Source organism: Arcicella gelida, from assembly GCF_034931025.1.
Classification (GTDB): domain Bacteria; phylum Bacteroidota; class Bacteroidia; order Cytophagales; family Spirosomataceae; genus Arcicella; species Arcicella gelida.
In genome coordinates this window covers 90,629-117,171 of sequence record NZ_JAYGIL010000003.1, presented here as the reverse complement: position 1 = coordinate 117,171, position 26,543 = coordinate 90,629, and the positions used below count along the sequence as shown (strand labels likewise).

The following is a 26,543-nucleotide window of genomic DNA, read 5'->3' as shown; positions in this document are numbered from 1 at the left end:
TTTTAAAAATTTACTTCTGAGAGTTTTATCCCGCAGGTATTCAGAGATTATATTCGCAGATTTTCGCTGATGATACTTGTCTGTAAAAAGCTGAAGTAACTTCATCTGTTTTCATTTGAAACTCCGTATTCCAAATTCAAAACTCCACATTCCTCAGTATCCTAATTCATTCAAAGCAGCTTTTGCTTTGTTGTCGATAGAATTCTTGTACTCGTGTTTTTTGTAAGAAATAGCCTTTTCAAAATAGTTTTTTGCTTTTACTTTTTCGCCTTTTGCTTGGTAAATATAGCCTAATTGTAAAGCTGAATTGGCACCAAAAGAAACTATTTGTTGTGCTGACAAAACAATGGCACGTTCATAAAAAGGAATTGCTTGTAGAATATTGTTCGACAGTTGAAAAATTCTTCCTTTTCGGTAGTTAAATTCCATTCGGTCTTGAATTTGTTCAAAATTACTTTCTGAATACTTTTCCAGCAGCATCAAAGCTTTGTCATAAAAACCGCCATCACAAGCCAAACGGGCTTTCATCAGCACTTTCTGACTAATCGGTTTTTTAGGGTTTAATGCTAAAAAGTTATCTGCAAATTTAGTAGCAGCTTTGTCGGCTTCAACAATGTTTTCGCCAACTGATTTTACTTTTTCTAAAAAAGCTTTTCCTTTAGCATCTTCATTATTCAACCAATAACAAAGAAATATTTTGTAGTAAGTATCTTTTACAAAGTTAAAACCTTTATAATGAGCTAAAAAACTTTGAAAACCTTTTGAAGCCAATTGGTATTGTCCTTTCTGTAATAAAATATCTGCTTTAAGATATTCAAGAAATGGAAAAGCTAAATACTCTGTACTTTCTGGGCGATTTTCAAGAATATCGAAAGCAATTTCACTTTTACCTTCTTTCATAAAAGTAGTTACGCCGAAAAACTGAAAAAGTAAATTATCCTGATGTTGATGGATGAATTGCTGAAATTCATTGAGTTTTTTAGGATTGAATTTTAAGATGTAAGCATGGACGACAAAATCTAAAAACAGTGCTTCCTCTTTAAAAACACTGTCTTTATGAATCACATTTTGTAATTCACTTAATCCGAGTTTGATATTTCCTTTCAAGCCAATCAGTTTAATAACCCATTGATAATTTTCTGGCGTTGAGCCAATCAAAATATGCAATAAACCAAGTGATTTTTGATTGGGTAAAAAATTAGGAAATTCTTTAGCATTGGCTTCCAAAAGTTTGTAGGCTTTAATGATTTCCCAACTTCCTTTGGTTTCATGTCCGAATTTCAACTTTACAAAAGCTGAATGCAAATGAAGTTCTGCTAATAAAAAACGAAAATAAGGTGATTTTTTATCAAGGTTTTCTATTAAATCCATGCGTTCGTCTTGATGATTGATAAACTTTTCATAAAGCGATTTATCTTCCGTAATCATCAATTCTATTAAATCGGCATAACTGTTTAGATAAATATTTACACCATTTATAGATTTATCATGGGCTAAAATACTTCTACCATTGGCAATTTTCATTTTCAAAATTTCAGAATGAGCTTTTTGCATAATGCCATTCATCTCGAAATCTGAGGCTTTTCCAGAAGTATTTAGCAACAAAAAAATCATCCAAAAAGTAAGGAGTATTTTCTTTGAAGCGTATTTTCTCAACCAAAGTTGAATCTTATCAATATGGTTTTGAGGAATTTGTGTCATTGAATGCGTTGATTATTGTACAAACGGAAATTATACAATAATATTTAAGAAAATTGTTGGCTATCAGACTAATCCTAAACGATTTTATCAACATCAAAAAAGCCCATAACGTTGAAGTTACGGGCTTTTTGTCTTGCAAACCAAAATGATTTATTTCTTAGAGATGAAAACGATGTCTTCAACGTCTGCTAAAATACGTCCACAGTGTTCACAAACAATAATTCTTTTCTTGTCTTTGATATCAGCCTGACGTTGTGGTGGAACTGCACTAAAACAACCTCCACAAGCACCACGTTTAACTAAAACAACTGCTAAACCGTTTGGATAATTTCCACGTAATTTATCGTAAGGGCGTAATAAACGTTCTTCAACAAATTTCACAGCCTTATCACGGTTGTTCATTAATTTTTGTTCGTCTTCTTCGCTTTCAGCAATCAAAACATTTAATTCTTTTCTTTTTGCATCAAGGTCTTTTTTACGAGTATTCAAACGAGTTTCTGTTTCAGAAACATCATCTTTTTTATTCAAAATCTTGAATTCAAATTCACGAGTACGTTTGTCAGCCAACTCCATTTCAAGTTGTTGCAATTCAATTTCTTTAGAGATTGCATCATACTCACGGTTGTTACGCACATTCATTTGTTGGTCTTTGTACTTATTAACCAACTTTTCAGCTTCTTTTTTAGCATTACGATTTTTCGTAATGTCTTCTTCCAAAATAGCGATTTCTTTGTTGAATTTGCTAATACGGGTTTCGATACCAGCAACTTCATCTTCCAAATCACGTACTTCTTCGGGTAAATCGCCTCGCATCTTTTTGATGCCATCCAAGGCTGAATCTATGTTTTGAAGCTTCAAAAGAGCTTCTAATTTCTGAGCAATGGTTGTTTCGGTTGCTACTGCTGCCATTGGTTTTATTCGGTTTTATCTGTGTAACCGCTATCGGTATTAAGTTATTAGTTGAGATGGACTAATTATCCTGCATTTTCAGGAAAGATAATTAATCAATTTGAACCAATCACGAATCACTGATAACAAAATCAAAAATACTGTACAGGGTTTGTATTGACCTGACTTTTGAGAACCGCAAAATTACTAAATTTTTCAGACAAATACCTAACAATTAACTCCTTTGTATAAACTTCTGACTCATAATGTCCTATATCACAGATAATAATTTGATTTTCGGCATCAAAAAACTCGTGATATTTGTAATCTGCGGTAATAAAAACGTCTGCTCCTTGATTAATGGCGTCTTTCAATAAAAAACCTCCTGCTCCTCCGCACAGTGCAACTTTCTTAATTTCTTTACCTAATAATGGCGTATGACGAATTACTTTTAATGCCATTTTACTTTTTAGCATCGTTAAGAAATCAATTTCAGGTAAAGATTCTGTTAATGTTGCAATAACGCCAGAACCTACTTCTTGATTTTCGTTTTCAAGAACACTGACATAATAGGCTACTTCTTCATAAGGATGAGCCGATTTTAGGGCTTTGATAATTTTAAATTCTTGGTGAGCATCAAAAATTACTTCAATTCTATTTTCTATTACTTCTTCGGCTTCGTTCAAAGTACCAATTACTGGATTTGCATTGCCCGAAGGTGTAAATCTTCCAATTCCTTCTACTGAAAAACTACAATTTTTATATTCTCCAATTTGTCCAGCACCAGCTTCATGAAGTACTTCTAACAATTTAGCTGCATTTTCTGTTGGCACAAACGTGACCAATTTCTTTAATATTTGCTTTTTAGGTGAAAAAATTCTTACATTTTCCAAACCTAATTTTTCAGCAATCATAAAATTCACTCCACCTTTTACGCTGTCCAGATTAGTGTGTGTGGCATAAATGGCAATGTCATTTTTAATGGCGAGCATTACCGCACGTTCTACATAATTTTTTCCATTGAAGCGTTTTAAACCTTTGAAGACAATTGGATGATGTGCCACAATCAAATTACAATCTCTTTTGATGGCTTCATGGATAATTTCTTCGGTGCAGTCAAGCGTAACGAGTACACCAGAAACTATAGTTTGTGGCGAACCAACAATTAAACCAGCATTATCATAACTTTCTTGGTAAGCCAGTGGGGCGAGTTGCTCTAAATAATTGGTAATATCTTTGATGCTTGGCATGAGTATGAACGATTGAAAATTGGATACAGCCTCAAAAATAGAAAAGGAGCAACAATTTATTGCCCCTTTCTACGATTTGGTTTGGAAATTAAATTTAATCTCGTTCAACTACACTGCCTCCAGAAGTACTTCTTTCAAGCGTTGGATTTCCTCGGTAGCGTACATTACTTGCTCCAGAAGCTAATACTCTGAGGAATCTTATCGTATTTACTCTTACTCTGCTTGCTCCTGAAACATCTAAATTTTGTTCGTCGGTAACAAAATTGAAATTGTTTACTTGCGATGAGCCTGAAACAGTACCGATAATTTTTTCTCCGTCGCCATACATTGATAACTGTGAAGCACCAGAAATATCAAAAACTAAGTTTTGTACATCTAAGTCTGTTTTTAATTGCGAAGCACCCGACAAGTAAATGTTCAGATTTCGTAATGAAAAACCTTCAATATATGAATTACTTGCCCCAGATAGGTCAACCATTCTTAAACTTGGCATCGTGATATTAATCTCAACATTATATCTACGATTTCTATAATTTACATATTCGGCAAATAAAGTCCCGTTACGAACATACACATCTAATTCTTCAAGGTCGGCTTCGTCGCCAATTACTTCAATGCGATAAGAATTCCCTTGACTTATGTTTACTTTAAAAGCATTTCCCAGTTTTATTTGGTCGAAATTTTTGAAGTAATAATAATCATGCTGTTCATAATAAGCTGGCATTGGGTCTTCTATATGAACAAAACAAGAAGAAAGTGCCGAAAGCATGAATAATGAAATAGCGATTATTAAAGATTTTTGCGAGGTTTTCATATAAATTGACAGTTTAAGTTTTATGTTTGTGAAGTATAGACAATGAGATATTCTTTACCCCCTATAATCACTTTTGGATTTTAATACATTAAATGAATGACATCTAAAAATCTATATATCATTGCGGGATGTAACGGAGCAGGAAAAACAACTGCATCATTTTATATTTTACCTAATGTTCTTGATTGTAAAGAATTTGTTAACGCTGATGAAATAGCCAAAGGATTATCTCCATTTCAACCTGAAAAAGTAAGCCTTGAAGCTGGGAAAATAATGCTTAATAGAATTGATGAATTGTTAGCAAAAGATGTTGATTTCGCACTAGAAACTACACTTTCATCAAAAGCTTATGCTAAAACAATTAAAAAGGCAAAAGAGAAAGGATACTTTGTTACACTGCTATTTTTTTGGTTGGAAAGCCCAGAACTTGCTAAACAAAGAGTGAAAATTAGAGTAAGTGAAGGAGGACATAATATTCCAGAAGATGTTATTGAAAGACGCTATGAACGTGGTCTTAAAAATCTTTTTGAAATTTACTTGCCTTTGTGCGACAATACAATGCTTTTTGATAACTCAGATAGAATGCCTATTTTAGTTATGAAAAAAGTAAAGGATGAAGAAGCAGAAATAATAGACTTTCAAAAATTTAAAAGTATTCAAAATGGAAAAGAATGAAATTTTAGCGTTACAAGATAAAATCGTTGAGGGCTTGAAAATCTCATCGAAAAAAATGATTGAAAATAAAAAAAAGAACAACGGCAAATTGGTTATTTTCAACAATAACCAAATCAAAACCATTAATGCGAAGAAAATTTAAACGCCAAAACACCAATATTAAATTCACAACTCATCATTCACAATTCAGAACTATTACTTATATACTCCTATGAAAGTACGTCCAAGTGTAGCCATTATAGAAAATGAAAAGGTATTATTGATGCGTTATCGTTACGGCGATACCGATGTTTTTAATTTACCCGGCGGAAATGTAGATGCTGGTGAAACGCTTACAGATACACTTATCAGAGAATTACAAGAAGAATTAGGCATACAAATCGCCGTTGGAGAAATGCTGGTGGCTGGCGAAGTAATTTTACCACAACAAAAAACAGATGTGTTGCACTGTGTTTTCAAAGCTAGTATCATAGATGGAACTCCAGTACTAAATGCCAAAGAAACCTCTGCTTTAGAAGTACTCTGGCAACCAATTACTTCATTAAATCAATTAGCAATGTACCCGAATGTAGCGGATGATTTACAAGTAATATTAACAGAAAACAAAGGTTTTGAATACTTGGGAAGATTAGACCAAGTTTGGTATTGATAAGTATTCAGAAGTGTCTAGTTAAACCTGTAAAGATTTATATAATTAATTAACAATAAGAGCTTTAACCTCAAACCCTTACAGGTTTATATTCTCATTTATACTTAATACCAAGATTACATACAAGTTAATCTTCCACCATCCACTGGCAAATTCACTCCATTGATATAAGCAGCGGCAGGGCTACACAAAAATGCTACGGCTGCTCCAAATTCTTCGGCTTCACCAAATCTTCCAGCTGGAATATCCGATTGAAATACTTTCTCCATCTCTTCCTTTTCCAAACCTGTTGCATTGGCTCTGGCATTTACCACAAAATCCAAACGTGCCGTTTTGGTATAACCGGGCAAAACATTATTCACCGTAATACCGAATTGTCCTAATTCATTTGCCAAGGTTTTAGACCAAGAAGCCACCGCTCCACGAGTAGTATTCGATACGCCCAAGCCATTAATCGGTTGTTTTACCGAAGTAGAAATTACGTTAATGATTCTCCCAAAACCTGCGACCTTCATACTCGGCACGCAAGCTTGCACCAAAATATGATTACAGATTAAATGATTAGAAAATGCCTGAGTAAATTCTTCAATTTTTGCCTCCAAAATCGCTCCGCCTGCTGGCCCGCCTGTATTATTCACCAAAATATGAATGTTTGGATTTGCCTCAAGATGTTTCTCAATCCCAGCTTTTACTTCTTCTGGTTTAGAAAAATCAGCCACAAAATAAGAATGTTGTTGCCCTTTTGAACTATCTAAGCTTTTAAGAGTTTCCTTAAGTGTGGTTTCGTTTCGAGCAACCAAAGTTACGTTTGCCCCAAGTAAAGCCAATTCAATAGCTGAAGCTCGCCCAAGTCCTTGCGTACTGCCACATACGATGGCGTTTTTATCTGTTAAATCTAAATTCATGTTTTCAGGAAATTAAATATATTACACTACTTTTACTATAGCTCATGGATATGATTATCTCATAAACCTCAAACTCTAAACTCATAAACTTTAAACAAGTATTCACCAACAAAGATATGCCAGATTTATCATTTAGAAGTACAGAAAAAGAACTGATTGACGACTTAGATTTAGATAATGATGCCCTCCGTCAGAATTTGGAAGAATTGGCAATCATCAATCAATACTTGGGCGGAAATCAAGTAACGGTTAGTGGATTAGCGACTGTGCTAAAGGCTTCAAAGTCAACACTCAGTACTTATAAAATAGCAGATTTAGGCTGTGGCGGAGGTGATATGTTAATGGTAATTGCTAAGTGGGCAAGAAAAAAACAATTAAAAACAACTCTGATTGGCATTGATGCCAACGATTTTATGATTGAGTTTGCTCGAAAAAGAACGGCTCAATTCCCAGAAATAACATACTTACATCAAAACATTTTTGCAAAAGCATTTCAGGAACATTCCTTCGATATTGTTACGATGACGCTCTTTTGTCATCATTTTGATAATGAAAGTTTAGTGAAATTACTCAAGCAACTTAAACAGCAAAGTCGGGTAGCAATTGTGATTAACGACATTCACCGACATTGGTTTGCCTATCATTCCATTGCTTGGATTACCAAATTATTCTTAAAATCATACTTAGTAAAAAACGACGCTAAACTTTCTGTATGGCGAGCCTTTCGAAAATCAGATTTAGAAAATATCATTCAACAAGCAGGCTTCACTCGCTTTTCTATCAAATGGAAATGGGCTTTTCGTTGGGAAGTGGTTTTGTTTGTGAAGGATAACGGTAAACGGGAGTATTCACTCATGGCATGGCTGAATGAATGAATTGACAGGTCATGCCATGAGTACTATGAATAAACCAATTTTATTACATTTGTTTTACTCTTTATCATGAAAGAGTATTTTAATAATCCCCCAAAACTATGAAATTACTCATTATTCTTGCTACAATTTTTACTGTTTCTGCGAGTTGTTTTAATTCAAATGTGCCAAATTCGGATGCAAAGCCTGTGAGTCATGATGCTTGGACGACCTTGCTGAAAAAGTATGTAAACACCAACGGCATGGTGAATTATAAGGCTTTTCAAAAAGATTCTGTTGCCCTGAATAAGTATTTGGAAATGCTCTCAAAAAACACACCCAACGAAAAAACTTGGACGAAAGATGAGCAATTGGCTTATTGGATTAATGCCTATAATGCTTTTACGGTACAACTGATTCTAAGAAATTATCCTCTGAAAAGTATTAAGGACATTGTGAGAGTAAATATCACTTATATCAATTCTCCTTGGGATATAAAATTCATCAATTTGATGGGGAAAAAATTTGATTTGAATGATATAGAAAATGGTATTATCCGTAAAAAATTTGATGAACCACGCATTCATTTTGCTTTAGTTTGTGCGGCGATTTCTTGTCCAAAACTAAGAAATGAAGCCTTTACCGCCACTGCGCTCGACGAACAATTAACCGACCAAGCAATAGATTTCTTGAACGATAACAAGAAAAATGTAGTCTCAGCCAAAGGAGCAAATCTGTCAAGTATTTTTGATTGGTACAAAGGCGATTTCACCAAGAGAATGTCTTTACAAGCTTTTGTTAATCAATACACCAAAGTAAAAATGCCCGCAGATGGCAAAATTCAATTTGTTAATTATAATTGGGGATTGAATGGGCTTTGATTAGAGAAAAATTTGTAGTAGGATTTCCCTACGGACTAAAATATCAAAAAGAGTTATACCTTCTTTAATTTAGGAATCACAAAACAGGTCTTCAATGTCATGAAATATCTAACGATGGTTCAAATGTTCAAAATCACTGTAGCAATATATTTTTGGTTATTCTACTATGTCTTATGTTGCAATGCACAAAACAACACATTCTCTGTTTCAAGATTGAATACCAAAGCAGAGAAAAACGTTTCTCACATTGCATCGTTAGATGCCAATAATAAGCATACATCTAAACTTAATAATTTTAGAATAAGCTTAATAAACAAGAATGAGACAGACTATTTATTATCTGTTTACTCAAAAGATAACAGATTGATTTACAAAAGTATCTGCCAAGGCATATCAAAAATTTATGAGGACTCCATTGGTGTCTATTTTGTAGAGTATTCTTTATTCACAGAAGATGGGCACACAGTAGGAAAAATTATTACTCTTGATTCGTTTAAACAGAACATTCTCAAAAGTAAAAATAGCTACAGTAATTGTACTAATCCATTTAGATTGAATGATAAGCTTTATGTAATTTCTGATATGAAATTATTACAATTAAACAGGCATTTGGATATTGAATCTCGAACGAAAATCTACTTGTATAAATCTCATAAGGTAGTTAATACAAGCTATGCAGATACTTATTTATTCTGTGACATAGATAATAAAAATAACGAAATAAGCATCAACTTCACACCCGACCGTACAAAATTAAGTTGTAAAATATATACAGGACAGCTTAACATTAATTCATCTCAAATTAATATAACCTTGAATTAGAAAGGGTCGTTAGAGGGTTATTTACTTTTTTTCTTTGACCAGTAGAAAAGAAGTTCGTCATGTTCGATTTGTAATTCAGAAATCACAAAACAAGCTCTATTTCTTATCATAACCCTCTGGTAGTTTCATCGTAAAGGCTTTCATTTTACTCCTACTTATTTTCTTTGTTATTTGATAATTATCACGATTGAGGTATTGTATCATTATCGGATAATTATCTTTTGAGTTTACATTCACGAGGTCACCGTTGAGGTAATTGAAAAGATTGAAAAGCCAGTAATTGTGTCCCCCATATCCTTTCAAAGTCATCGTGATAATTTCATAGTTCCCATCTCCGTCAAAGTCTCTCTCTAACACTTCATTTCCTGCTATGTTAGTAAAGGACACTTTCGTAAAATGCCCTTCTTTATTTTGAAAGAGATATATTGTACGCCCGAACAATCCTGCTAGACCATTCCCCATATACCAAGCAATTATTTTAATGTCTTTTAAACTATCGCCATTTATATCAGCAACACGAATGGATTGGTTATCAATATTTAAATCATTAAAAAACATAGGCTCGCTATTTTTTTGAAGCAATTTTTTATTGTGATAAATTCGTATAAATGCACCTTCGCTATATCCAAAAGTTGTGATTCTAATAGTTAAGTTATCTTGGTTATCAAAGAATTTAGGAATTGTCAAGGTGCAATGAAATTTATTCTCCTTTTCTGTCTTATCATAAAATTTCCAGTTCTTATACTCTCGGTATTTAATAGCTGGATATTTTTCAAAAGGATATTGTCCTTTTGCGTTTAAGGTTAAAAATATTAGGGCAAAAATTAGTGATATTGGCTTCATAGTAAGATAAATATTGACTTGTAAAAATACGAGTGTTTTTATATTTTGATTGTTATTACCTCTGGAACTATTCGTAGGTTTTTCCTGCATCTTAATTTGACAAGAACTTCTCAATAATCACAAAAAAACTTTCAGCTCAATTATTAGTTGATACAATTTAGCTATTAATATACAATTCCCTGATACTGTTTTCGGGCTTTGCTCAATCATTTTTAAAAATTATTGCCGATTTTCGCAATCTTAAATTTCATGAAAATACTCCTTTGGTTTCGCAACGATTTACGTGTTCACGACCATGAAGCTTTGTTTAAAGCTTCACAAAAAACGACGCAAGTATTTCCGCTTTACGTACTCGACCCCAGAATGTTCCAAGAAATGCCGATGGGCTTTCACAAAACTGGTAATTTGCGTACTCAATTTCTTGTTGAATCGCTTGAGAATCTTCGTAAAAACCTTCAAAGTTTTGGCTCAAACTTAATTATCAGGATTGGACATCCCGAAGAAATCATTCCACAATTAGCAAAAGAGTTGTTGATTGATGAAGTATTTGTTTCGGAAGAAGTAACTTCAGAAGAAACGGACACAGATACTTCGGTAGAAATGGCTTTGAAAAAAGAAGGCATCAAAATGAAGTTTTTCTGGCAAGCTACGCTTTATCATTTGGATGATTTGCCCATGGAAATTGAAAATTTGCCTAATATTTTCACCCAGTTTAGAAATCAAGTGGAAAGAGCGACCAAAGTAAGAAGTACTTTCCCGATTCCTAAAAATCTTAATTTCCCAAACACGATTGACATTGGTGAATTACCAAAGCTTGATTTCCCAAAAACAAATCAACAATTATACAAAGGTGGCGAAGACGAAGCCCTAAAAAGATTGGAGGAATATTTTTGGCAAAAAGACTTGCTGAAAGTATATAAAGAAACTCGCAATGGAATGTTGGGCTTGGATTATTCTTCTAAATTCTCGCTTTGGCTGGCAAATGGCTGTATTTCGCCAAGATATGTTTACGAACAAGTTAAAAAATACGAAGCCGAACGCACTCAAAATGATTCTACTTATTGGTTGATTTTTGAATTACTTTGGCGTGATTATTTCCGTTTTGTGGCTTTGAAGTATGGCAACAAAATATTTTTTGAAAAAGGTATTCAAGGCAAAACGGTTGTTTGGAAACAGCATAAAAGTATTTTTGAAAAATGGCGATTGGGCGAAACGGGTGTTCCCTTGATTGATGCCAATATGAAAGAATTGTTGGCAACGGGTTTTATGTCGAATCGTGGGCGACAAAATGTAGCGAGTTTTCTGGTAAAAGATTTACAAATAGATTGGCGTTGGGGAGCAGCTTGGTTTGAAAGTCAATTGATAGATTACGACGTTTGTTCTAACTGGGGAAATTGGCTCTACGTGGCGGGTATTGGTAACGACCCAAGAGAAAACCGTTATTTTAATATCTTGAAACAAGCCCATAACTACGACCCCAAAGGCGAGTATGTAAAGTTTTGGTTGCCAGAATTAGCCGATGTTCCTACCGAAAAAGTACATTCAGTGGCTTTGTTGACCGCCGAAGAACAAAGAAAATATCAAGTAACCATTGGAGTAGATTATCCGAAAGCGATAGTTGATGTAAGAAAATGGAATATCAAAAAATAAATGAAAAGGGTTTTTGACCGTTCAAAATCAAAAAATAAATATTCAGCATAGAAGTATTCGTAACGCTGAAAAAATATCTACATTTGAAACAGTTTTACAGAGTGGTATAATTATTTTACCTTTGTATTACATCACATATTCACATTAAATAATTAAAACTATGTCAAAAGGACTTCTTATTGGATTAGGTGTTGCCGCATTATTGTTATTCTGGGGTATTGGTGTCAGAAACGGCATGGCGACAGAAAATCAGGAGGTTGAAGCATCTTGGGCGAAAGTACAAACTGCTTATCAACGTCGTGCAGATTTGATTCCAACTTTGGTAAATACAGTAAAAGGGGTAGCAAACTTTGAAAAACAAACACTTACCGATGTTATCAACGCTCGTTCAGGTGCTACACAAATTAAGTTAGACGCAAAGGATTTAACCCCTGAAAATATGAAGAAATATCAAGAGGCTCAAAGCCAATTGTCAGGTTCGTTATCTCGTTTAATGGTCGTAGCTGAGAAATATCCTGAATTGAAAGCCACTGAAAATTTCTCTGAACTACAGTCACAATTAGAAGGTACAGAGAATCGTATCAAAGAAGAACGTGACCGTTTCAATGATACTGTAAAAGGTTATAACAACAAAATTGTTACTTTCCCGAATAGTTTAATTGCTAGCTTCTCAGGATTTACAACCAAAGGCTATTTTGAAGCCGATGCAGGTGCATCAAAGATGCCAACGGTTGATTTTGGAAAATAGTTTTTCAATGGAATCGCACAAGGCGAAAAGCAGAAAACAAGATAAATTTTCGCTTTTCGCCTTTTTTGATTAATTGTGAGTTAGTGATTTTTTTGAGTTGTGAGTTATCAATTAGTGAATTGTGAATATGTGTTGTGTTTATTTATAAAAATCATTAACTCACTCATTGAAGAATCACTAATTCACAATTCTCTAATTCACAACTAAAAAATCACTCAAAACTCCTCATTCCAAACTCAAAACTCAAAATTCTCATGCCTCAGCACTTTTTTAATGACGCACAAAAAGCACAGATTGTAAAGGCAATTCAGGCAGCAGAATTGAATAGTTCTGGAGAAATTCGACTGCATATCGAGAAGAATTGTACTAAGCCAAACGTATTAGATAGAGCCAAAGAAATATTTCAAGAAATTGGAATGACGAATACAGCCCAACAAAATGGTGTACTTTTTTACTTGGCAGTTGAAGACCGCAAATTTGCAGTTATTGGCGATAAAGGAATTGATAAAGTAGTACCCGAAGATTTTTGGGAATCGACCAAAGAATTATTGAAAAGTCATTTCTCACAAGGACTTTTCACCGAAGGCTTTATCAAAGCGATACATTTGGCAGGCGAACAGTTGAAACAATACTTCCCTTACCAAAAAGATGATACAAACGAATTGCCAGACGAAATTTCGTTTGGTTAAATAAGTCCAAACCTTTTCTGTGAAGGAAGGGATTTTTTTATGAAGATGTTTAAGAAATTTTCCATTTACGTAATTGGGCTACTCTTTAGCTTTTCGCTATTGTCGTTCCAATTTACTTTGAATGCTCAGGCAATTCCTGAAAAACCTAATCCGCAAAGATTAGTAAACGATTATGTCAGTATTTTAACAAGTACAGAACGAGAATCTTTAGAACAAAAACTAAGAGGTTATGCCGATTCTACCTCAACACAATTAACCATTGTAATTGTAAAAAACACAGGAGAATCTGACCCTTATGATTTTGCGATGAAAATTGCGAAAGATTGGGGCGTTGGTCAGAAAGACAAGAATAATGGTTTGGTACTTTTATGGGCAACAGAAACTCGTAAAATCAGAATCGTAACAGGACGAGGCATGGAAGCAACGATTACCGATGCCATAGCCAAAAGAATTATCAATAAAACGCTTTCACCCAATTTCAAAGCTGGTTTGTGGTATCAAGGCTTAGACGAAGCTACAACTGAAATGATGAAAAGGGCTTCGGGGGAATTTAAAGCTGAAAAAAGTGATGATGATGGTGGCGGTTTAGGCTTTTTCTTTATCGTTTTTGTATTGGTAGCGATTGTATTGTTTATAATCTCTAAAATCAATAAACGTGGTGGTAGAGGAGGTGGAGGAGGCTTCAACAGTGGCGGTTGGGGCGGTCCAATTATTTTTACTGGTGGTGGTTTTGGCGGTGGACACTCTGGTGGTGATAGTGGTGGTGGCGGTTTCGACTTCGGTGGTTTTGGTGGTGGTGACTTCGGTGGTGGTGGTGCTGGTGGAGATTACTAGGAATAATCAAGTATAAAAGAAGGCTTCGTTTCGGCGAAGCCTTTTCTATTTCAGCCCTTGCTACAAGATTTTTAATAATGTTTCGTAATTTTGATTGACATTAAAATAAACATAGAAAAATTCGTGATTGATATTATTGCACAAGAACTCAACGAAGCACAATTAGTACTTCAAAATTTTATTTCTAATCCAAAAAATCTTGCTGATATACAAGTTGCTGCACAATTGATGGCAGATGCTATTCTTTCTGGCAATAAGGTAATTTCTTGTGGAAATGGTGGCTCACATTGCGATGCCATGCACTTTGCTGAAGAGTTATCGGGTCGCTATCGTGATGACCGTCGTTCTTTAGCGGCTATTGCCATTTCAGATGTTTCCCATATTTCTTGTGTAAGTAACGATTATGGTTTTGACCATATTTTTTCTCGTTTTGTAGAAGGTTTGGGAAATAAAGGAGATGTATTGTTGGGGATTTCTACAAGTGGGAATTCTGCCAATATTATCAAGGCAGTTGAAGCGGCAAAAGCCAAAGGCATGAAAATTGTATTACTTACTGGGAAAGACGGTGGGAAATTAGTTGGACAGGCTGATGTAGAAATCAGAGTTCCACATTTCGGTTATGCCGACCGTATTCAAGAAGTACACATTAAAGTAATTCATATTTTGATTTTATTAATTGAAAAGTTAGTTGTTTAATGATGGACTTAAAGACTGTAAGACTTTAAGATTAAAGGACTAAGCGTAAAGACAAATGATTAGAAGGGCTAAGGATTTTCCTATCGATTTGGAAACTTAATATTAAAGTCTTCAAATCTAGTTTCTAGTCCCTAAGTCCTCTAGTCCTTAAGTCTTCAAGTCAGTATAAGTCTTCCAGTCATTCCTAAAGTCTTTTAGTCTTAAAATCCTAAAGTCTCCCCAAACCATGAAAAAAGCCTTCATCATTCTAGTTTCGATTATTACTTTATTGGCTGTTGTTCTTTTTGCTGTTCCTTTCTTTTTTAAGGATACTATTCAAGCAAAAGTCAATGAGGAAATTCAGAAAAAAGTAAAAGCAAAGGTTTACTATAACGATTTTGATTTATCTTTTTTCAAGCATTTTCCTTCATTAACCATTTCTTTGACAGACTTTGGTGTGGTTGGCTATTCGCCTTTTTCAAGTGATACTTTGATACAAGCGAAGGAATTTTCTTTAGCGGCGGATTTAAAATCAATTATTTCTGGCAATAAAGTAGCCATTAATTCAATCGCAATTGAAAGTCCTAAAATCTTGGTTAAAGTATTGCCTGATGGCTCTGCCAATTATGATATTTATAAGTCTGATTCACTACAAGTTCAGCAGGAAGAAACTAAAACAAAGAGTAATTTCAATATTGGAATTGAATCATGGAAGTTGACTAACGGACAAATTACTTATGATGATAAACTGAAAAACGCTTATGTGTTACTTCAAAACATTACACACGAAGGCTCTGGAAATATTGGAGCTGAAATCTATGATTTGACGACAAATACTCAAGTTGAAAAAGCTTCTATCAGCTACGGAGGAACAGAATATCTGAACGACAAAACATTGTCGGCAGATATGAAAATTAATATTGACCAAGCAAAAAGCAAGTATTCTTTCGCTAAAAATTCATGGAAAATAAATGATTTTACCTTGAATTTTGATGGCTCAGTAGCCATGCCTGATACTTCAAATATTGTTTTAGACATTACTTATTCATCTCCAGAAAATACCTTTAAAAATTTACTTTCATTAGTCCCAAACATCTACACAGATAAATTCAAAGACGTTGATGCTGATGGAAATGTACAATTTGATGGTTTTGTAAAAGGAACGATGAACGCCACTTCATTCCCTACTTATGCTTTTAATTTATTGGTAGAAAATGCCATGTTCAAATATCCTGATTTACCTACGGCAGTTACGGGAATTAATTTGGATTTAAAAGCAAGTAATACAACAAATGACCTGAACAATTCAGTACTGAACATTAAGAAATTCAACATGAATTTGGGTAAAAACCCTATCAATGCACGTGCTTTGATAGAAGGTTTGGGGAAATCAAAAGTTGATGCGGATGTGGTTGCGAAAATTGATTTACAGCAAATAGGGCAGATTTTTCCGATGAAAGGCTTAGAAATGCGTGGACTTTACAGCATGGATTTAAAGGCAAAAGGAACTTATGATTCCCTGACAAAAACATTTCCACAAGTAAATGCGGTTATGAGTTTAGCAAACGGATACATTAAGTCAGACCAATTCCCTCAACCCATTCAAGACCTAAATATAAAGGCTAATTTGGTAAATACCAACGCCGCTTTAGCTTCTACTCGTCTAGCAATTACAGAAATGAGAATGGTTTTAGACGGCGAACCTTTCACGGCTAATGGAGTAATTGAAAACTTCGAAAATTACAATTGGGACATTAAAGCGAAGGGAAAAATAGATTTAACAAAAATGACTAAAATCTATCCTTTGACCGACATGACTTTGAAGGGAAAAATAGATGCAGATATAGAAACCAAAGGAAAAATGTCGGACGTAAAGGCAAAACGTTATGCTAGTTTGCCTACTTCTGGAAAAGCAACAATGCAGAATTTTGAGTTTGTTTCAAAAGAGTACCCACAAGGTGTAAAAGTTACTTCTGCGGACATGACTTTCACACCTACAGCCATTAAAGTAAGCAATGCAAAAGGTTTCTTAGGTTCTAGTGATTTTGTGGCTGACGGGACATTTACTAATTACATGGATTATGCCTTGAACAACGGAACTGTAAAAGGCAAAATGAACGTAAAATCAAATAAATTCAATGTGAATGAATGGATGACGGATAGTCCTAAAACTACTACTGCTGGTGGAACTGCTCAACCGTTACAAGTAGTTGAAATTCCTAAAAATATTGAATTAGTAATGGATTCAGATATTGGAGAAGCCTTGTACAGTCAGATGAAAATGCAAAATATTAAAGGTGCTGTGGTGGTAGGAAATGGTGCTGTGAAAATGCAAAATGTGGCTTTCCAATCTTTGGGAGGGAAATTTACTACTAGCGGAACTTACAATACTTCTAATTTAGCACATCCATTGTTTGACTTCGCCTTGAATCTCGAAAACATAGAAATTGCTCAGGCTTATCAACATTTAAATATCGTAAAATACTTGATGCCCGTAGCACAGTATTTAATTGGAAATGTTACTTCTAAACTGCAAATTGGCGGTGAATTAGGACAAGATATGATGCCAAAAATTAATTCCTTGACTGGCGATGGTTTGATGAAAGTATTACAAGCAACTATCTCTGAAAGTAACCCTTTAGTTCAGAAATTGGTAGAAACTACGAAAATCGCTAAGTTGAAAGAAACCAAATTGAGTAATTTATTGATGCAATTTGAAATCAAAGATGGAACATTTGGCGTAAAACCATTTGATATTAAATTTGAAGATTATAAAATTACAGCCAGTGGTCGCCACGGTTTAACGGGTTCGATGGATTATAATTTACTCTTGGATGTACCTTCTGGAAAAATTGGTGAAGCTTTTGGCAATGTATTTCAAAAATGGACTGGTAAAAACCTTCAAGGTACAGACAGAGTAAAATTTGATTTACAATTAGGAGGAACACTCAAGAATCCTGCTTTTGGCTTTAAAGGAAGTAGCACTGCAAATTCTTTAAAAGATGTCGCAAAAGCTACTTTGCAGGCTCAAATCAATGAGAATAAAGATAAAATATTAGATCAACTCAATATCAAAAAAGATGCTTTGCCTGCACAAATTTTAGACAAAGACGCAATGGAAGCAAAGGCAAAAGCCACAGCAGATAGTATCAAGAAGGCAGCGGCAGACAAAGCAAAAAAATTATTAGAAAGTCAGAAGAAAAGTGTTATCAATGGGCTTTTCAATAAATTTGGTAAACCTGCTAAAAAGGACAGCGTCTAGTTTTAGCGATTAGCTTTAATTTATAAAAACAAAAACTCATGGTTACTTTCACAGCGATACTTCAAAAGTTTGATAAGAAAGGTGAAAAAACTGGTTGGACTTATTTTGAAGTACCAGTGGATATTGCACAGCAAATTAAAGCGGATACTCGTGTAAGTTTTAGAGTGAAAGGAAAAATAGATGATTTTTCGATAAAATTGGTCGCTCTTATTCCAATGGGTGAAGGCGATTTTATTTTGCCCATTAATGCAGAAATTAGAAAAGGGATTCGCAAATCCGAAGGAGCAAGTGTACAAGTAAGTTTGGAAGAAGACAAAAGTGAATTAACCATTTCTCCTGAACTATTAATTTGTTTAGAAGATGATGAAATCGCCTCAAAAGCATTTCATTCAATGCCAAAAAGTCATCAATTTTATTACAGCAAATGGATTGAATCTGCAAAAACTATTGAGACTAAAACGAAACGCATCGCTATGACTGTCCAAAGCCTAGCAATGGGTATGGATTATGGGCAAATGTTAAGGTATTTTAGAGATTTAGGAAAGTAAAGTTTTGATAGATATTCCAACAAAAAACCCACAAGAACTTTAATCCTTGTGGGTTTTATATTTTATCATGACTAATATTAACTACACATCAATTTTAGCATATTTCGCATTTTTCTCAATAAATTCACGACGTGGTGGTACTTCGTCACCCATCAACATTGAGAATAAATGATCAGCTTCAACCGCAGATTCAATGGTTACTTGTTTCAAAGTACGAGTATCTGGATTCATCGTAGTTTCCCACAATTGTTCAGCGTTCATCTCTCCAAGACCTTTGTAACGTTGTACGCCAACTGAGTCTTCTTTACCATTACCAGCAATACGTTTGATAGCTTGCTCACGTTGTGTTTCTGTCCAACAATATTCCATTTGTTGTCCTTTTTTCACTTGATATAATGGAGGTTGAGCAATGTAGATATAACCTCTATCCAATAAATCTTTCATATAACGGAAGAAGAAAGTCAAAATCAACGTTCTGATGTGAGAACCATCAACATCGGCATCCGTCATGATAATTACTTTGTGGTAACGTAACTTTTCAGTATTCAAGGCTCTTTCGTCGCCATCTTTACCAAAGCTTACGCCCAAAGCAGTAATCATGTTCTTGATTTCTTCGCTTTCGTAAATTTTGTACTCTTGTGCTTTCTCAACGTTCAAAATTTTACCTCTTAATGGTAAAATCGCTTGGAATGCACGGTTACGACCTTGTTTTGCCGTTCCACCTGCTGAGTCCCCTTCCACTAGGTACAATTCGCAAACGTGTGGGTCATTATCAGAACAGTCAGCTAATTTTCCAGGTAAAGAGTTTCCACCTAAAACGGTTTTACGCTGTACCATTTCACGAGCTTTACGAGCTGCATGACGAGCCTGAGCCGCTAAAATTACTTTGGCTACAATCTGACGTGCTTCTTTTGGATGTTCCTCCAACCAAGATTCCAACATATCAGACATTGCCGCCGAAACCGCACCCGAAACTTCACCGTTACCTAATTTTGTTTTAGTTTGTCCTTCAAACTGAGGTTCAGCTACTTTTACCGAAATAACGGCAGTTAAACCTTCACGAAAGTCATCTCCAACAATATCAATTTTTAATTTATCTAAAGCTCCGGATTTATCAGCATAGTTTTTCAAAGTACGAGTCAAAGCACCACGGAAACCTGCTACGTGTGTACCGCCTTCTATCGTATTAATATTGTTTACATACGACACTACGTTTTCTGAATACGAAGTATTGTACATCATCGCTACTTGTACTGGTACTCCATTTTTATCACCTTCCATATAGATGGGTGCTTCGATGATTTTATCACGAGTAGCATCCAAGTATAAAACAAATTCACTTAAACCGCCTTCTGAATAAAACAAATCTGTTTTAGGTTCGCCTTTTTCATCTATATCACGAAGGTCAGTTAAACTGATTTTGATACCAGCGTTCAAGAATGAAAGTTCACGTAAACGACCTGCTACAGTTTCGTACTTATATTCTGTTACAGAAAAGATGGTTTCATCAGGTTTGAAAGTAACGGTTGTTCCGTGATTTTCAGTTGTTCCAATTTCTCTTACTGCATATTGCGGAATACCAATTTTATATTCTTGTTCAAATACTTTTCCTTCACGATAAACGGTAACTTTCAAATCCGTAGAAAGTGCATTCACACAAGAAACCCCCACACCGTGCAAACCACCAGATACTTTATATGTGTCTTTATCAAATTTACCACCAGCGTGAAGTACCGTCATTACTACTTCCAAAGCAGACTTTTTCTCTTTTGTGTGCATTCCCGTTGGAATACCACGACCATTATCTTCAACAGTAATTGAATTATTGGTATTGATAGTTACTTTAATTGTATCACAATGACCCGCAAGCGCCTCATCAATTGAGTTATCAACAACTTCCCAAATTAAGTGGTGAAGACCTTTGAATCCTGTATCGCCGATATACATGGATGGACGTTTTCTTACTGCCTCTAGGCCCTCAAGGACCTGTATGTTATCGGCATCATAATTTGCTCTACTGTTTTCTTCTGGTTCTTGAAATTCTGACATATTTTATTTGATTTTGGGAGGTTGACCCTAGATGTCGTTAATATTTTCTATATAAACGACAAAATCACCCCTTCCATTTTCATTTATATTTTTTGAAGATTTTTGTAATGTGTCCTTTTAATTACGCAATTTGCTTTATTTCCAATTAAAAAGTAAAAATACAAAAAACCTATCAAATCATCTAACGTTTGTGGTTTTTTGAGCAGAAATTGGGCTAAAAATGAGGCTTTTTTTTAGAATTGATGAAATGAAATTTTAGCTTGCATTTTACTCGTTAAAAAAAGGCAAAAAACCTCGCTCAAAACATGAGCGAGGTTCTATGAAAATCGTTTTAAATTCCTGATTTTTAGTGTTTAAAGTGTCTTACACCAGTCATCACCATCGCTAAATCGTTGGCATCGCAATATGCTACAGAATCTTTGTCTTTAATTGAACCTCCTGGCTGAACTACCGCAGTAATTCCAGCTTTGTGTGCAATCTCTACGCAGTCTGGGAACGGAAAGAAAGCATCCGAAGCCATTACTGACCCTTGTAAATCAAAACCAAATTCAGCTGCTTTTTCAATTGCTTGTTTCAAAGCATCTACTCTTGAAGTCTGACCAACACCAGAAGCCAACAACTGACCTTCTTTCGCTAAAATAATCGTGTTTGATTTAGTATGTTTACAGATTTTCAATGCAAATTCTAAAGCACGCAATTCTGAATCAGTTGGAGCTTTGGTTGTTACTGTTTTGAAATCTGCTACGGTTTCAGTCGCTAAATCTTTATCTTGTTCCAATACACCATTCAATAATGTTTTGAACATCATTTTTGAATTTTGTACTGGTTTACGTTTCAATAAAATACGATTTTTCTTCGATTTTAATACTTCTAAAGCTTCTTCTGTGAAGTCTGGAGCAATTAAGATTTCAAAGAATAAAGTATTCATTTCTTCTGCCGCAGCTTTATCAACCGTTCCGTTGGTTGCCAAAACGCCACCAAAAGCAGAAATTGTATCACAAGCAAAAGCATTCAAATACGCTTGGTGAACAGTTTCAGCAGAAGCTACCCCACAAGCGTTGGTATGTTTGATGATAACAAAAGAAGTTTCTTGGAATTCATCCAACAAAGTAATACAAGCGTCAACGTCCACAAGGTTGTTGTACGACAATTCTTTTCCGTGTAATTTATCAAACAAAGCCGCTAAATCACCGTAAAAAGTAGCCGATTGGTGAGGGTTTTCACCATAACGAAGAGTACTTTGTGGCAACGATTTGAAGTCGTAAATATCAGTTTTGTTGCCATTGAAATACGCATGAATAGCAGTATCGTAATGTGAAGAAGTACCAAAAGCCAACATCGCAAAACGCTTACGGTCTGATAAATCCGTTCCACAATTTTTTGCTTGCAAAATAGAAAGTACTTCTGCGTATTGGGTACGAGAAGAAACAATCAAAACATCATTGAAATTTTTGGCTGCACCACGGATTAATGAAATACCGCCAATATCAATTTTTTCAATAATATCATCTTCAGATGCACCACTCGCAACAGTTTCCTCGAAAGGATATAAATCAACAATTACTAAATCAATCGAAGGAATTTCGTATTGTGCAGCCGTGGCTACATCGCCTTCATGGTCACGACGGTACAAAATACCACCGAAAACTTTTGGATGAAGTGTTTTTACTCTTCCTCCAAAAATAGAAGGATAACTTGTTAGGTCTTCAACTGCCGTAACAGGAATGCCTAATTCTTCAATAAAAGTTTGCGTACCACCTGTCGAGTATAATTTTACGCCATTTTGATGAAGTAATTCGACAATCGGAGCGAGTCCGTCTTTGTAATAAACCGAAATAAGAGCTGATTGTATTTTTTTGGAAGACATGATTTTGGGATTCTGAGCAGTAAAAATTTACCTGTAACTCAAAGATTGTTCAAACGAAGATGCAAAATTAATAGATTTTGTATTTTTCATAGTATTTTCAACGAAAATTATCCGAATACAGTGATTATTTTTAGATTAATTTGTTTCAAAAAGCAAAAAAGCCAGTAAAAATCATATTCACTGGCTTTTGAAGTAAAAAATAAAGTTATTTTTTATAAATATACGGGCAAATCAATACTGAAATCAACCGTACAAATTGACGATAAATCTGCCATTTCGGTCAATTTTTCACGTGTGATTTTTTCTACTGTTCCTACTTTTTTCCCCGTATAATGCAAAGTGATTTTTTCGGCTTTGATTCTTGTTTCAGCAATCAAAGGATGAATTGAACCATCTAAAACAGCCACAATATCTTCTGCAAATTCCTTGAACATAAAATTAGTTGGCAACAAGTACAGTTCTTCGTTCAAATGATTTTCGCCTGTCACAAAAACGGGTACTGGATAAAACTCCGTAGAAGCAGCCAATTTAGAATATACTTTTCGGGCTTTTACAAAACTTTCTTCTTGTTCTTCTGCCGAAAAACCACCGAAAATAACAGCTACTTTTTGGCAGTCGTCAAGGTCTTCGATTCTGTTTGCAATGGCAGCATCCAATTTGGTTAACAACTGCTGAAATTTGAAAGTATTTTTTCCTGTACGCATTCTTTCACGAATCGACTGACGAATGAAGTACGTAATAGAATCCGTTACATTCAAGCCAATTTCTGCCATTTGTTTAAAAATGATAGAAGTCGGCGACATTCCTGGAATGGTATTTGGGTCGTGTAAAAGTACTTTCCCTTCTGGCGTGACAAAACCGTCGATACGAGTACAAACGCCAAATTTGAGCGAATCAAAAGCTTTTTTCACATCCGCTTGTACTTGTTGGTTGTTTTCTAAAGAAGTTCTAATCGGGATTTTTTTACGAGTAGCCGACGATTGATATTTTGCTTTAAAATCAAATACTTCAACATTGGCAACGATTTCGGTTGGAGGTAAAGCCACTGATTCACAATCTGGGTTTTGAATCACACCACAACTAAATTCTTGTCCTTTTACAAAACCTTCAATCAAAACAGCATCTTCCGAATTCATTGAAATTAAAGCTACATTTTCCTGCGAGGTTTCAAAATGTGAAGTAATTTTAATTAATAATTCAGCTGGATGATACACTACTTCACCATTCATCGAAACTGGCAAACCGATTCCTTCATCCAAATTTGCCATTCTTTGAACGAATTCTTGATGTTCAACACTGTTCCATTCTTCCAAAGATACTTCTCTGATAAAGAAACATTGTTTTACGGCTTTCACGAAATCATCCACTGAATCTTTTTTCACAAAAGCCACACCGATAGAAGAACCTTGATGCGGAGCTTTCACGACGAAAGGCAAACCTACAGAAGCTTTTACTTCTTCAAAAAGTTCGGTAGCATCTTTACTTTCAAAATATTCACGACTGATACTGGTTGTTTTTTTATCTAAACCAACCGCCAAACGAATTAAGTCATTTTGGGCAATTTTATCAATTCCGATAGATGAACCCATCAAACTTGGTCCAGAATAAGGCACGCCATACCATTCTAATAAACCTTGAATACTTCCGTCTTCACAAGCTGGGCCGTGCATGGCGATAAACACAAAATCAAATTTCTTTGAAAATTGTTCTGGAGAAATGCGTTCACCTACTTCTGTAATAATTTTATTTAATTCACCTTCAGACAATTCCCCTAAAGATTCAACATAAATACTGTAATCGCCTTGATAAGATTTTGGAGGATAAAAATCACGAATCGAAGCAGAATATACTAATTCAGGTTTTAAAACAATAAAATTCCCAAGACCATCCACAAAAACTGGAATCGGTTCAAAAAGAGTTTTATCAATATTTTCCATTGCGGTTTTACCTCCAGCAAAACTGATTTCACGCTCACGAGCAGGTCCGCCAAAGAAGATGCCTATTTTCATAAAAAGGGATTGATTTTCGATGTTGAATGGATGAAATAAAAAGAGTAACGATTAGTTTCTATCAAAAAAATCGACGATTAACAAAATCTAAAAACTGATAACCGATGACTGAGTACTGATAGCATCTTTAAAAGCAAAGTTAAGAAAAAACCCTTGTAGAATTACGCTACAAGGGTTTTTGATTTATGACTAATTCATGCAGAATTACATATTTACGGCTTCTACCTTAATAATTTCTGGTACTTCTCGAAGAATGGTTTCTTCAATTCCTCCACGGAAAGTCATTGCAGACATCGAACATGCACTACAAGCACCAACCAATTCAAGGCGAAGGATGTTACCATCTACAATCTCAAGTACTCTTACATTTCCTCCGTCGGCTACTAAGTAGGGACGAATTTTATCTAAGGCTTTTTCTATTTTTTCCTGTAAAGGATATTCAACGGTTGTTTCCATAAAATGTATCACGCAGATAAAAGACTCTCTATTGCGTTTTAATGGTAATATTTCTCTCAAATATACTAGAAAAAACTACACTTTTACTTGTACTGGCTTGGTCTTTTCTTTTGTTGCATTTCTAATAGCAACTTGTTGAGCCAATAATTCAGCTGATTGCTTGAAAGCGGAAGCAATAATACTATCACTCATTACGGCTGGTTTCCCTTCATCACCAGCTTCTCTGATACTTTGTACTAAAGGTATTTCTCCTAATAAATCTGTTTCGTATTTAATTGCTAAATTCTTTCCGCCATCTTTTCCGAAAATATAATACTTATTCTCTGGCAATTCTTCTGGCGTGAAATATGCCATGTTTTCTATAACTCCTAAAACAGGTACATTGATTTGTGGCTGACGGAAAAACATTAATCCTTTGGTAGCGTCTGCCAAAGCTACTTTTTGTGGAGTCGTTACAATTACAGCACCAGTAACTGGTACTAATTGCACCAAAGAAAGGTGAATATCAGAAGTACCCGGAGGAAGGTCAATCAATAAATAATCTAATTCTCCCCAATGAGTATCACTAAAAAACTGACGTAAAGCTTGAGTCGCCATCGGACCTCTCCAAGGTACTGGATTGTCTTGTGGAGCAAGAAAACCCATTGAAATCATTTTGATACCATATTGCATGATTGGCTGAATCATGTTTTTGCCATCAATTTGGCTAACCAATGGTTGCATCTCCTCTGCACCAAACATTACTGGAATAGAAGGCCCAGAAATATCAGCATCAATAATACCAACTTTAGCACCTGAAAGCTTGAGAGCCATCGCTAAATTAGCGGTTACTGTAGATTTTCCAACGCCACCTTTTCCTGAAGCAATTGCAATAATATTTTTTACATTTGGTAAAAGTGCAGTTCCTACTCTTGATGAAGTAACATCTGCCGTCATGTCAATTACAACACTTAGGTTTTCGTCAACATGCGTATGAATTGCTTCTTCACATTCTTTACGAATTCTTTCTTTTAATGGACAAGCTGGCGTAGTAAGTACAACTGTGAAACGAACTTCACCAACACCTAATTCAATGTCTTTAATCATATTGAGCGTCACCAAATCTTTCTTCAAATCTGGTTCTTGTACTGTTGACAAGGCTCTGATGATGTCTTCTTTTTTTATTTTTAAATCGCCCATTTTTATGTTTTAAAGGTTACGCTTTTTCAAAAATTCTAATAATTTTTATTTGAAAAAACCTTTATTAATCATACAAAACACTTCTAATAAAATTGAACGACAAAGATAGCTTAGAAGTTTCGATTTGGAAGTCGAGAATTTAAAAAAGGTAATTTTAAGATATTTTATTGCTGATTGTTTAAGTCCATTCACTTTCGAACCTATGTATTATAATTGTCATTTGTTAAACATAACCATACATTTTAATTGTATTTATCCATAGACAAATAAATAACAAATGTATCGAAATAGCAGTTTA

24 protein-coding genes are annotated in these 26,543 nt (G+C 34.8%); 13 read left to right on the top strand and 11 right to left on the bottom strand.

Going from position 1 to position 26,543, the window contains the following annotated elements; translation table 11 throughout:
- Positions 1 to 153 precede the first annotated feature (153 nt).
- From VB776_RS02345 to VB776_RS02330, 4 genes are all read right to left on the bottom strand, one after another.
- Positions 154 to 1,701, bottom strand: coding sequence for a tetratricopeptide repeat protein (locus VB776_RS02345; RefSeq protein ID WP_323325638.1), 1,548 nt, complete (start codon positions 1,699 to 1,701; stop codon positions 154 to 156).
- A gap of 150 nt (positions 1,702 to 1,851) precedes the next feature.
- Positions 1,852 to 2,610 carry a zinc ribbon domain-containing protein gene (locus VB776_RS02340; RefSeq protein ID WP_323325636.1) on the bottom strand — a complete coding sequence of 253 codons (759 nt, stop codon included), beginning with the start codon at positions 2,608 to 2,610 and terminating at the stop codon, positions 1,852 to 1,854.
- Between the two features lie 131 nt (positions 2,611 to 2,741).
- A complete protein-coding gene (locus VB776_RS02335) occupies positions 2,742 to 3,839 on the bottom strand; it encodes a Nif3-like dinuclear metal center hexameric protein (protein WP_323325634.1) in 1,098 nt (365 codons plus the stop codon).
- 94 nt (positions 3,840 to 3,933) lie between these two features.
- Complete coding sequence (locus VB776_RS02330; protein WP_323325632.1) at positions 3,934 to 4,653, bottom strand: head GIN domain-containing protein; 720 nt, start codon at positions 4,651 to 4,653, stop codon at positions 3,934 to 3,936.
- Positions 4,654 to 4,749: 96 nt separating this feature from the next.
- On the opposite strand from VB776_RS02330, the gene VB776_RS02325 reads away from it, so the two are divergent.
- The 3 genes from VB776_RS02325 to VB776_RS02315 all read left to right on the top strand — a co-directional run bounded on the left by VB776_RS02325 (position 4,750) and on the right by VB776_RS02315 (position 5,977).
- Positions 4,750 to 5,328, top strand: coding sequence for a zeta toxin family protein (locus VB776_RS02325; protein ID WP_323325630.1), 579 nt, complete (start codon positions 4,750 to 4,752; stop codon positions 5,326 to 5,328).
- Positions 5,315 to 5,470, top strand: coding sequence for a hypothetical protein (locus tag VB776_RS02320; protein ID WP_323256380.1), 156 nt, complete (start codon positions 5,315 to 5,317; stop codon positions 5,468 to 5,470). Before VB776_RS02325 ends, VB776_RS02320 begins: the two co-directional genes overlap by 14 nt.
- A gap of 69 nt (positions 5,471 to 5,539) precedes the next feature.
- On the top strand, positions 5,540 to 5,977 hold the full coding sequence (locus VB776_RS02315) for an NUDIX hydrolase (RefSeq protein ID WP_323325628.1): 438 nt from the start codon (positions 5,540 to 5,542) through the stop codon (positions 5,975 to 5,977).
- Positions 5,978 to 6,093: 116 nt separating this feature from the next.
- Here VB776_RS02315 and VB776_RS02310 read toward each other — a convergent pair whose 3' ends face one another.
- The gene (locus tag VB776_RS02310) at positions 6,094 to 6,882 is read right to left on the bottom strand and encodes an SDR family oxidoreductase (RefSeq protein WP_323325626.1); all 789 of its coding nucleotides are present in this window, start codon (positions 6,880 to 6,882) and stop codon (positions 6,094 to 6,096) included.
- A gap of 116 nt (positions 6,883 to 6,998) precedes the next feature.
- Here VB776_RS02310 and VB776_RS02305 point away from each other — a divergent pair, with 116 nt between their 5' ends.
- The 3 genes from VB776_RS02305 to VB776_RS02295 all read left to right on the top strand — a co-directional run bounded on the left by VB776_RS02305 (position 6,999) and on the right by VB776_RS02295 (position 9,436).
- Positions 6,999 to 7,757 (top strand): methyltransferase domain-containing protein, encoded by a 759-nt coding sequence (locus VB776_RS02305; protein ID WP_323325624.1) that lies wholly within the window; start codon positions 6,999 to 7,001, stop codon positions 7,755 to 7,757.
- A gap of 98 nt (positions 7,758 to 7,855) precedes the next feature.
- On the top strand, positions 7,856 to 8,614 hold the full coding sequence (locus tag VB776_RS02300) for a DUF547 domain-containing protein (protein WP_323325622.1): 759 nt from the start codon (positions 7,856 to 7,858) through the stop codon (positions 8,612 to 8,614).
- A 99-nt stretch (positions 8,615 to 8,713) separates the two neighbouring features.
- A complete protein-coding gene (locus tag VB776_RS02295; protein ID WP_323325620.1) occupies positions 8,714 to 9,436 on the top strand; it encodes a hypothetical protein in 723 nt (240 codons plus the stop codon).
- A 96-nt stretch (positions 9,437 to 9,532) separates the two neighbouring features.
- Here the strand turns inward: VB776_RS02295 and VB776_RS02290 are convergent, their stop codons facing one another.
- On the bottom strand, positions 9,533 to 10,279 hold the full coding sequence (locus VB776_RS02290) for a hypothetical protein (protein ID WP_323325618.1): 747 nt from the start codon (positions 10,277 to 10,279) through the stop codon (positions 9,533 to 9,535).
- A gap of 249 nt (positions 10,280 to 10,528) precedes the next feature.
- Here VB776_RS02290 and VB776_RS02285 point away from each other — a divergent pair, with 249 nt between their 5' ends.
- From VB776_RS02285 to VB776_RS02255, 7 genes are all read left to right on the top strand, one after another.
- Complete coding sequence (locus tag VB776_RS02285; RefSeq protein ID WP_323325616.1) at positions 10,529 to 11,929, top strand: DASH family cryptochrome; 1,401 nt, start codon at positions 10,529 to 10,531, stop codon at positions 11,927 to 11,929.
- Positions 11,930 to 12,089: 160 nt separating this feature from the next.
- Positions 12,090 to 12,677: a LemA family protein gene (locus VB776_RS02280; RefSeq protein ID WP_323325614.1), complete on the top strand. Its 588-nt coding sequence runs from the start codon at positions 12,090 to 12,092 to the stop codon at positions 12,675 to 12,677.
- A 254-nt stretch (positions 12,678 to 12,931) separates the two neighbouring features.
- A complete protein-coding gene (locus tag VB776_RS02275) occupies positions 12,932 to 13,366 on the top strand; it encodes a TPM domain-containing protein (RefSeq protein WP_323325612.1) in 435 nt (144 codons plus the stop codon).
- Between the two features lie 45 nt (positions 13,367 to 13,411).
- Positions 13,412 to 14,200: a TPM domain-containing protein gene (locus VB776_RS02270; protein ID WP_323325611.1), complete on the top strand. Its 789-nt coding sequence runs from the start codon at positions 13,412 to 13,414 to the stop codon at positions 14,198 to 14,200.
- Positions 14,201 to 14,323: 123 nt separating this feature from the next.
- The gene (gene lpcA / locus VB776_RS02265) at positions 14,324 to 14,896 is read left to right on the top strand and encodes a D-sedoheptulose 7-phosphate isomerase (protein ID WP_323325610.1); all 573 of its coding nucleotides are present in this window, start codon (positions 14,324 to 14,326) and stop codon (positions 14,894 to 14,896) included.
- Positions 14,897 to 15,122: 226 nt separating this feature from the next.
- Positions 15,123 to 18,137, top strand: a complete 3,015-nt coding sequence (locus tag VB776_RS02260; protein WP_323325608.1) for an AsmA-like C-terminal region-containing protein — start codon at positions 15,123 to 15,125, stop codon at positions 18,135 to 18,137.
- Positions 18,138 to 18,175: 38 nt separating this feature from the next.
- The gene (locus VB776_RS02255; RefSeq protein WP_323325606.1) at positions 18,176 to 18,685 is read left to right on the top strand and encodes a YdeI/OmpD-associated family protein; all 510 of its coding nucleotides are present in this window, start codon (positions 18,176 to 18,178) and stop codon (positions 18,683 to 18,685) included.
- Between the two features lie 81 nt (positions 18,686 to 18,766).
- On the opposite strand, the gene gyrB is transcribed toward VB776_RS02255, so the two are convergent.
- The 5 genes from gyrB to VB776_RS02230 all read right to left on the bottom strand — a co-directional run bounded on the left by gyrB (position 18,767) and on the right by VB776_RS02230 (position 26,245).
- Positions 18,767 to 20,734: a DNA topoisomerase (ATP-hydrolyzing) subunit B gene (gene gyrB / locus VB776_RS02250; RefSeq protein WP_323325604.1), complete on the bottom strand. Its 1,968-nt coding sequence runs from the start codon at positions 20,732 to 20,734 to the stop codon at positions 18,767 to 18,769.
- Between the two features lie 346 nt (positions 20,735 to 21,080).
- The gene (gene purH / locus VB776_RS02245; protein ID WP_323325603.1) at positions 21,081 to 22,601 is read right to left on the bottom strand and encodes a bifunctional phosphoribosylaminoimidazolecarboxamide formyltransferase/IMP cyclohydrolase; all 1,521 of its coding nucleotides are present in this window, start codon (positions 22,599 to 22,601) and stop codon (positions 21,081 to 21,083) included.
- Between the two features lie 212 nt (positions 22,602 to 22,813).
- Positions 22,814 to 24,610: a D-alanine--D-alanine ligase gene (locus VB776_RS02240; RefSeq protein WP_323325601.1), complete on the bottom strand. Its 1,797-nt coding sequence runs from the start codon at positions 24,608 to 24,610 to the stop codon at positions 22,814 to 22,816.
- A 204-nt stretch (positions 24,611 to 24,814) separates the two neighbouring features.
- Positions 24,815 to 25,066, bottom strand: coding sequence for a NifU family protein (locus VB776_RS02235; protein WP_184129078.1), 252 nt, complete (start codon positions 25,064 to 25,066; stop codon positions 24,815 to 24,817).
- Positions 25,067 to 25,141: 75 nt separating this feature from the next.
- The gene (locus tag VB776_RS02230; protein WP_323325599.1) at positions 25,142 to 26,245 is read right to left on the bottom strand and encodes an Mrp/NBP35 family ATP-binding protein; all 1,104 of its coding nucleotides are present in this window, start codon (positions 26,243 to 26,245) and stop codon (positions 25,142 to 25,144) included.
- Positions 26,246 to 26,543 lie beyond the last annotated feature (298 nt).

What these genes read in the sequence shown, in the direction of transcription:
- VB776_RS02280 (WP_323325614.1), top strand. Translation starts at nt 12,090, where the DNA reads ATGTCAAAAGGACTTCTTATTGGATTAGGTGTTGCCGCATTATTGTTA.
- VB776_RS02295 (WP_323325620.1), top strand. Translation starts at nt 8,714, where the DNA reads ATGAAATATCTAACGATGGTTCAAATGTTCAAAATCACTGTAGCAATA.
- gyrB (WP_323325604.1), bottom strand. Translation starts at nt 20,734, where the DNA reads ATGTCAGAATTTCAAGAACCAGAAGAAAACAGTAGAGCAAATTATGAT.
- VB776_RS02315 (WP_323325628.1), top strand. Translation starts at nt 5,540, where the DNA reads ATGAAAGTACGTCCAAGTGTAGCCATTATAGAAAATGAAAAGGTATTA.
- VB776_RS02240 (WP_323325601.1), bottom strand. Translation starts at nt 24,610, where the DNA reads ATGAAAATAGGCATCTTCTTTGGCGGACCTGCTCGTGAGCGTGAAATC.
- VB776_RS02330 (WP_323325632.1), bottom strand. Translation starts at nt 4,653, where the DNA reads ATGAAAACCTCGCAAAAATCTTTAATAATCGCTATTTCATTATTCATG.
- VB776_RS02270 (WP_323325611.1), top strand. Translation starts at nt 13,412, where the DNA reads ATGTTTAAGAAATTTTCCATTTACGTAATTGGGCTACTCTTTAGCTTT.
- VB776_RS02235 (WP_184129078.1), bottom strand. Translation starts at nt 25,066, where the DNA reads ATGGAAACAACCGTTGAATATCCTTTACAGGAAAAAATAGAAAAAGCC.
- VB776_RS02340 (WP_323325636.1), bottom strand. Translation starts at nt 2,610, where the DNA reads ATGGCAGCAGTAGCAACCGAAACAACCATTGCTCAGAAATTAGAAGCT.
- purH (WP_323325603.1), bottom strand. Translation starts at nt 22,601, where the DNA reads ATGTCTTCCAAAAAAATACAATCAGCTCTTATTTCGGTTTATTACAAA.
- VB776_RS02320 (WP_323256380.1), top strand. Translation starts at nt 5,315, where the DNA reads ATGGAAAAGAATGAAATTTTAGCGTTACAAGATAAAATCGTTGAGGGC.
- VB776_RS02300 (WP_323325622.1), top strand. Translation starts at nt 7,856, where the DNA reads ATGAAATTACTCATTATTCTTGCTACAATTTTTACTGTTTCTGCGAGT.
- VB776_RS02335 (WP_323325634.1), bottom strand. Translation starts at nt 3,839, where the DNA reads ATGCCAAGCATCAAAGATATTACCAATTATTTAGAGCAACTCGCCCCA.
- VB776_RS02230 (WP_323325599.1), bottom strand. Translation starts at nt 26,245, where the DNA reads ATGGGCGATTTAAAAATAAAAAAAGAAGACATCATCAGAGCCTTGTCA.
- VB776_RS02325 (WP_323325630.1), top strand. Translation starts at nt 4,750, where the DNA reads ATGACATCTAAAAATCTATATATCATTGCGGGATGTAACGGAGCAGGA.
- VB776_RS02260 (WP_323325608.1), top strand. Translation starts at nt 15,123, where the DNA reads ATGAAAAAAGCCTTCATCATTCTAGTTTCGATTATTACTTTATTGGCT.
- VB776_RS02285 (WP_323325616.1), top strand. Translation starts at nt 10,529, where the DNA reads ATGAAAATACTCCTTTGGTTTCGCAACGATTTACGTGTTCACGACCAT.
- VB776_RS02255 (WP_323325606.1), top strand. Translation starts at nt 18,176, where the DNA reads ATGGTTACTTTCACAGCGATACTTCAAAAGTTTGATAAGAAAGGTGAA.
- VB776_RS02345 (WP_323325638.1), bottom strand. Translation starts at nt 1,701, where the DNA reads ATGACACAAATTCCTCAAAACCATATTGATAAGATTCAACTTTGGTTG.
- VB776_RS02290 (WP_323325618.1), bottom strand. Translation starts at nt 10,279, where the DNA reads ATGAAGCCAATATCACTAATTTTTGCCCTAATATTTTTAACCTTAAAC.
- VB776_RS02305 (WP_323325624.1), top strand. Translation starts at nt 6,999, where the DNA reads ATGCCAGATTTATCATTTAGAAGTACAGAAAAAGAACTGATTGACGAC.
- VB776_RS02310 (WP_323325626.1), bottom strand. Translation starts at nt 6,882, where the DNA reads ATGAATTTAGATTTAACAGATAAAAACGCCATCGTATGTGGCAGTACG.
- VB776_RS02275 (WP_323325612.1), top strand. Translation starts at nt 12,932, where the DNA reads ATGCCTCAGCACTTTTTTAATGACGCACAAAAAGCACAGATTGTAAAG.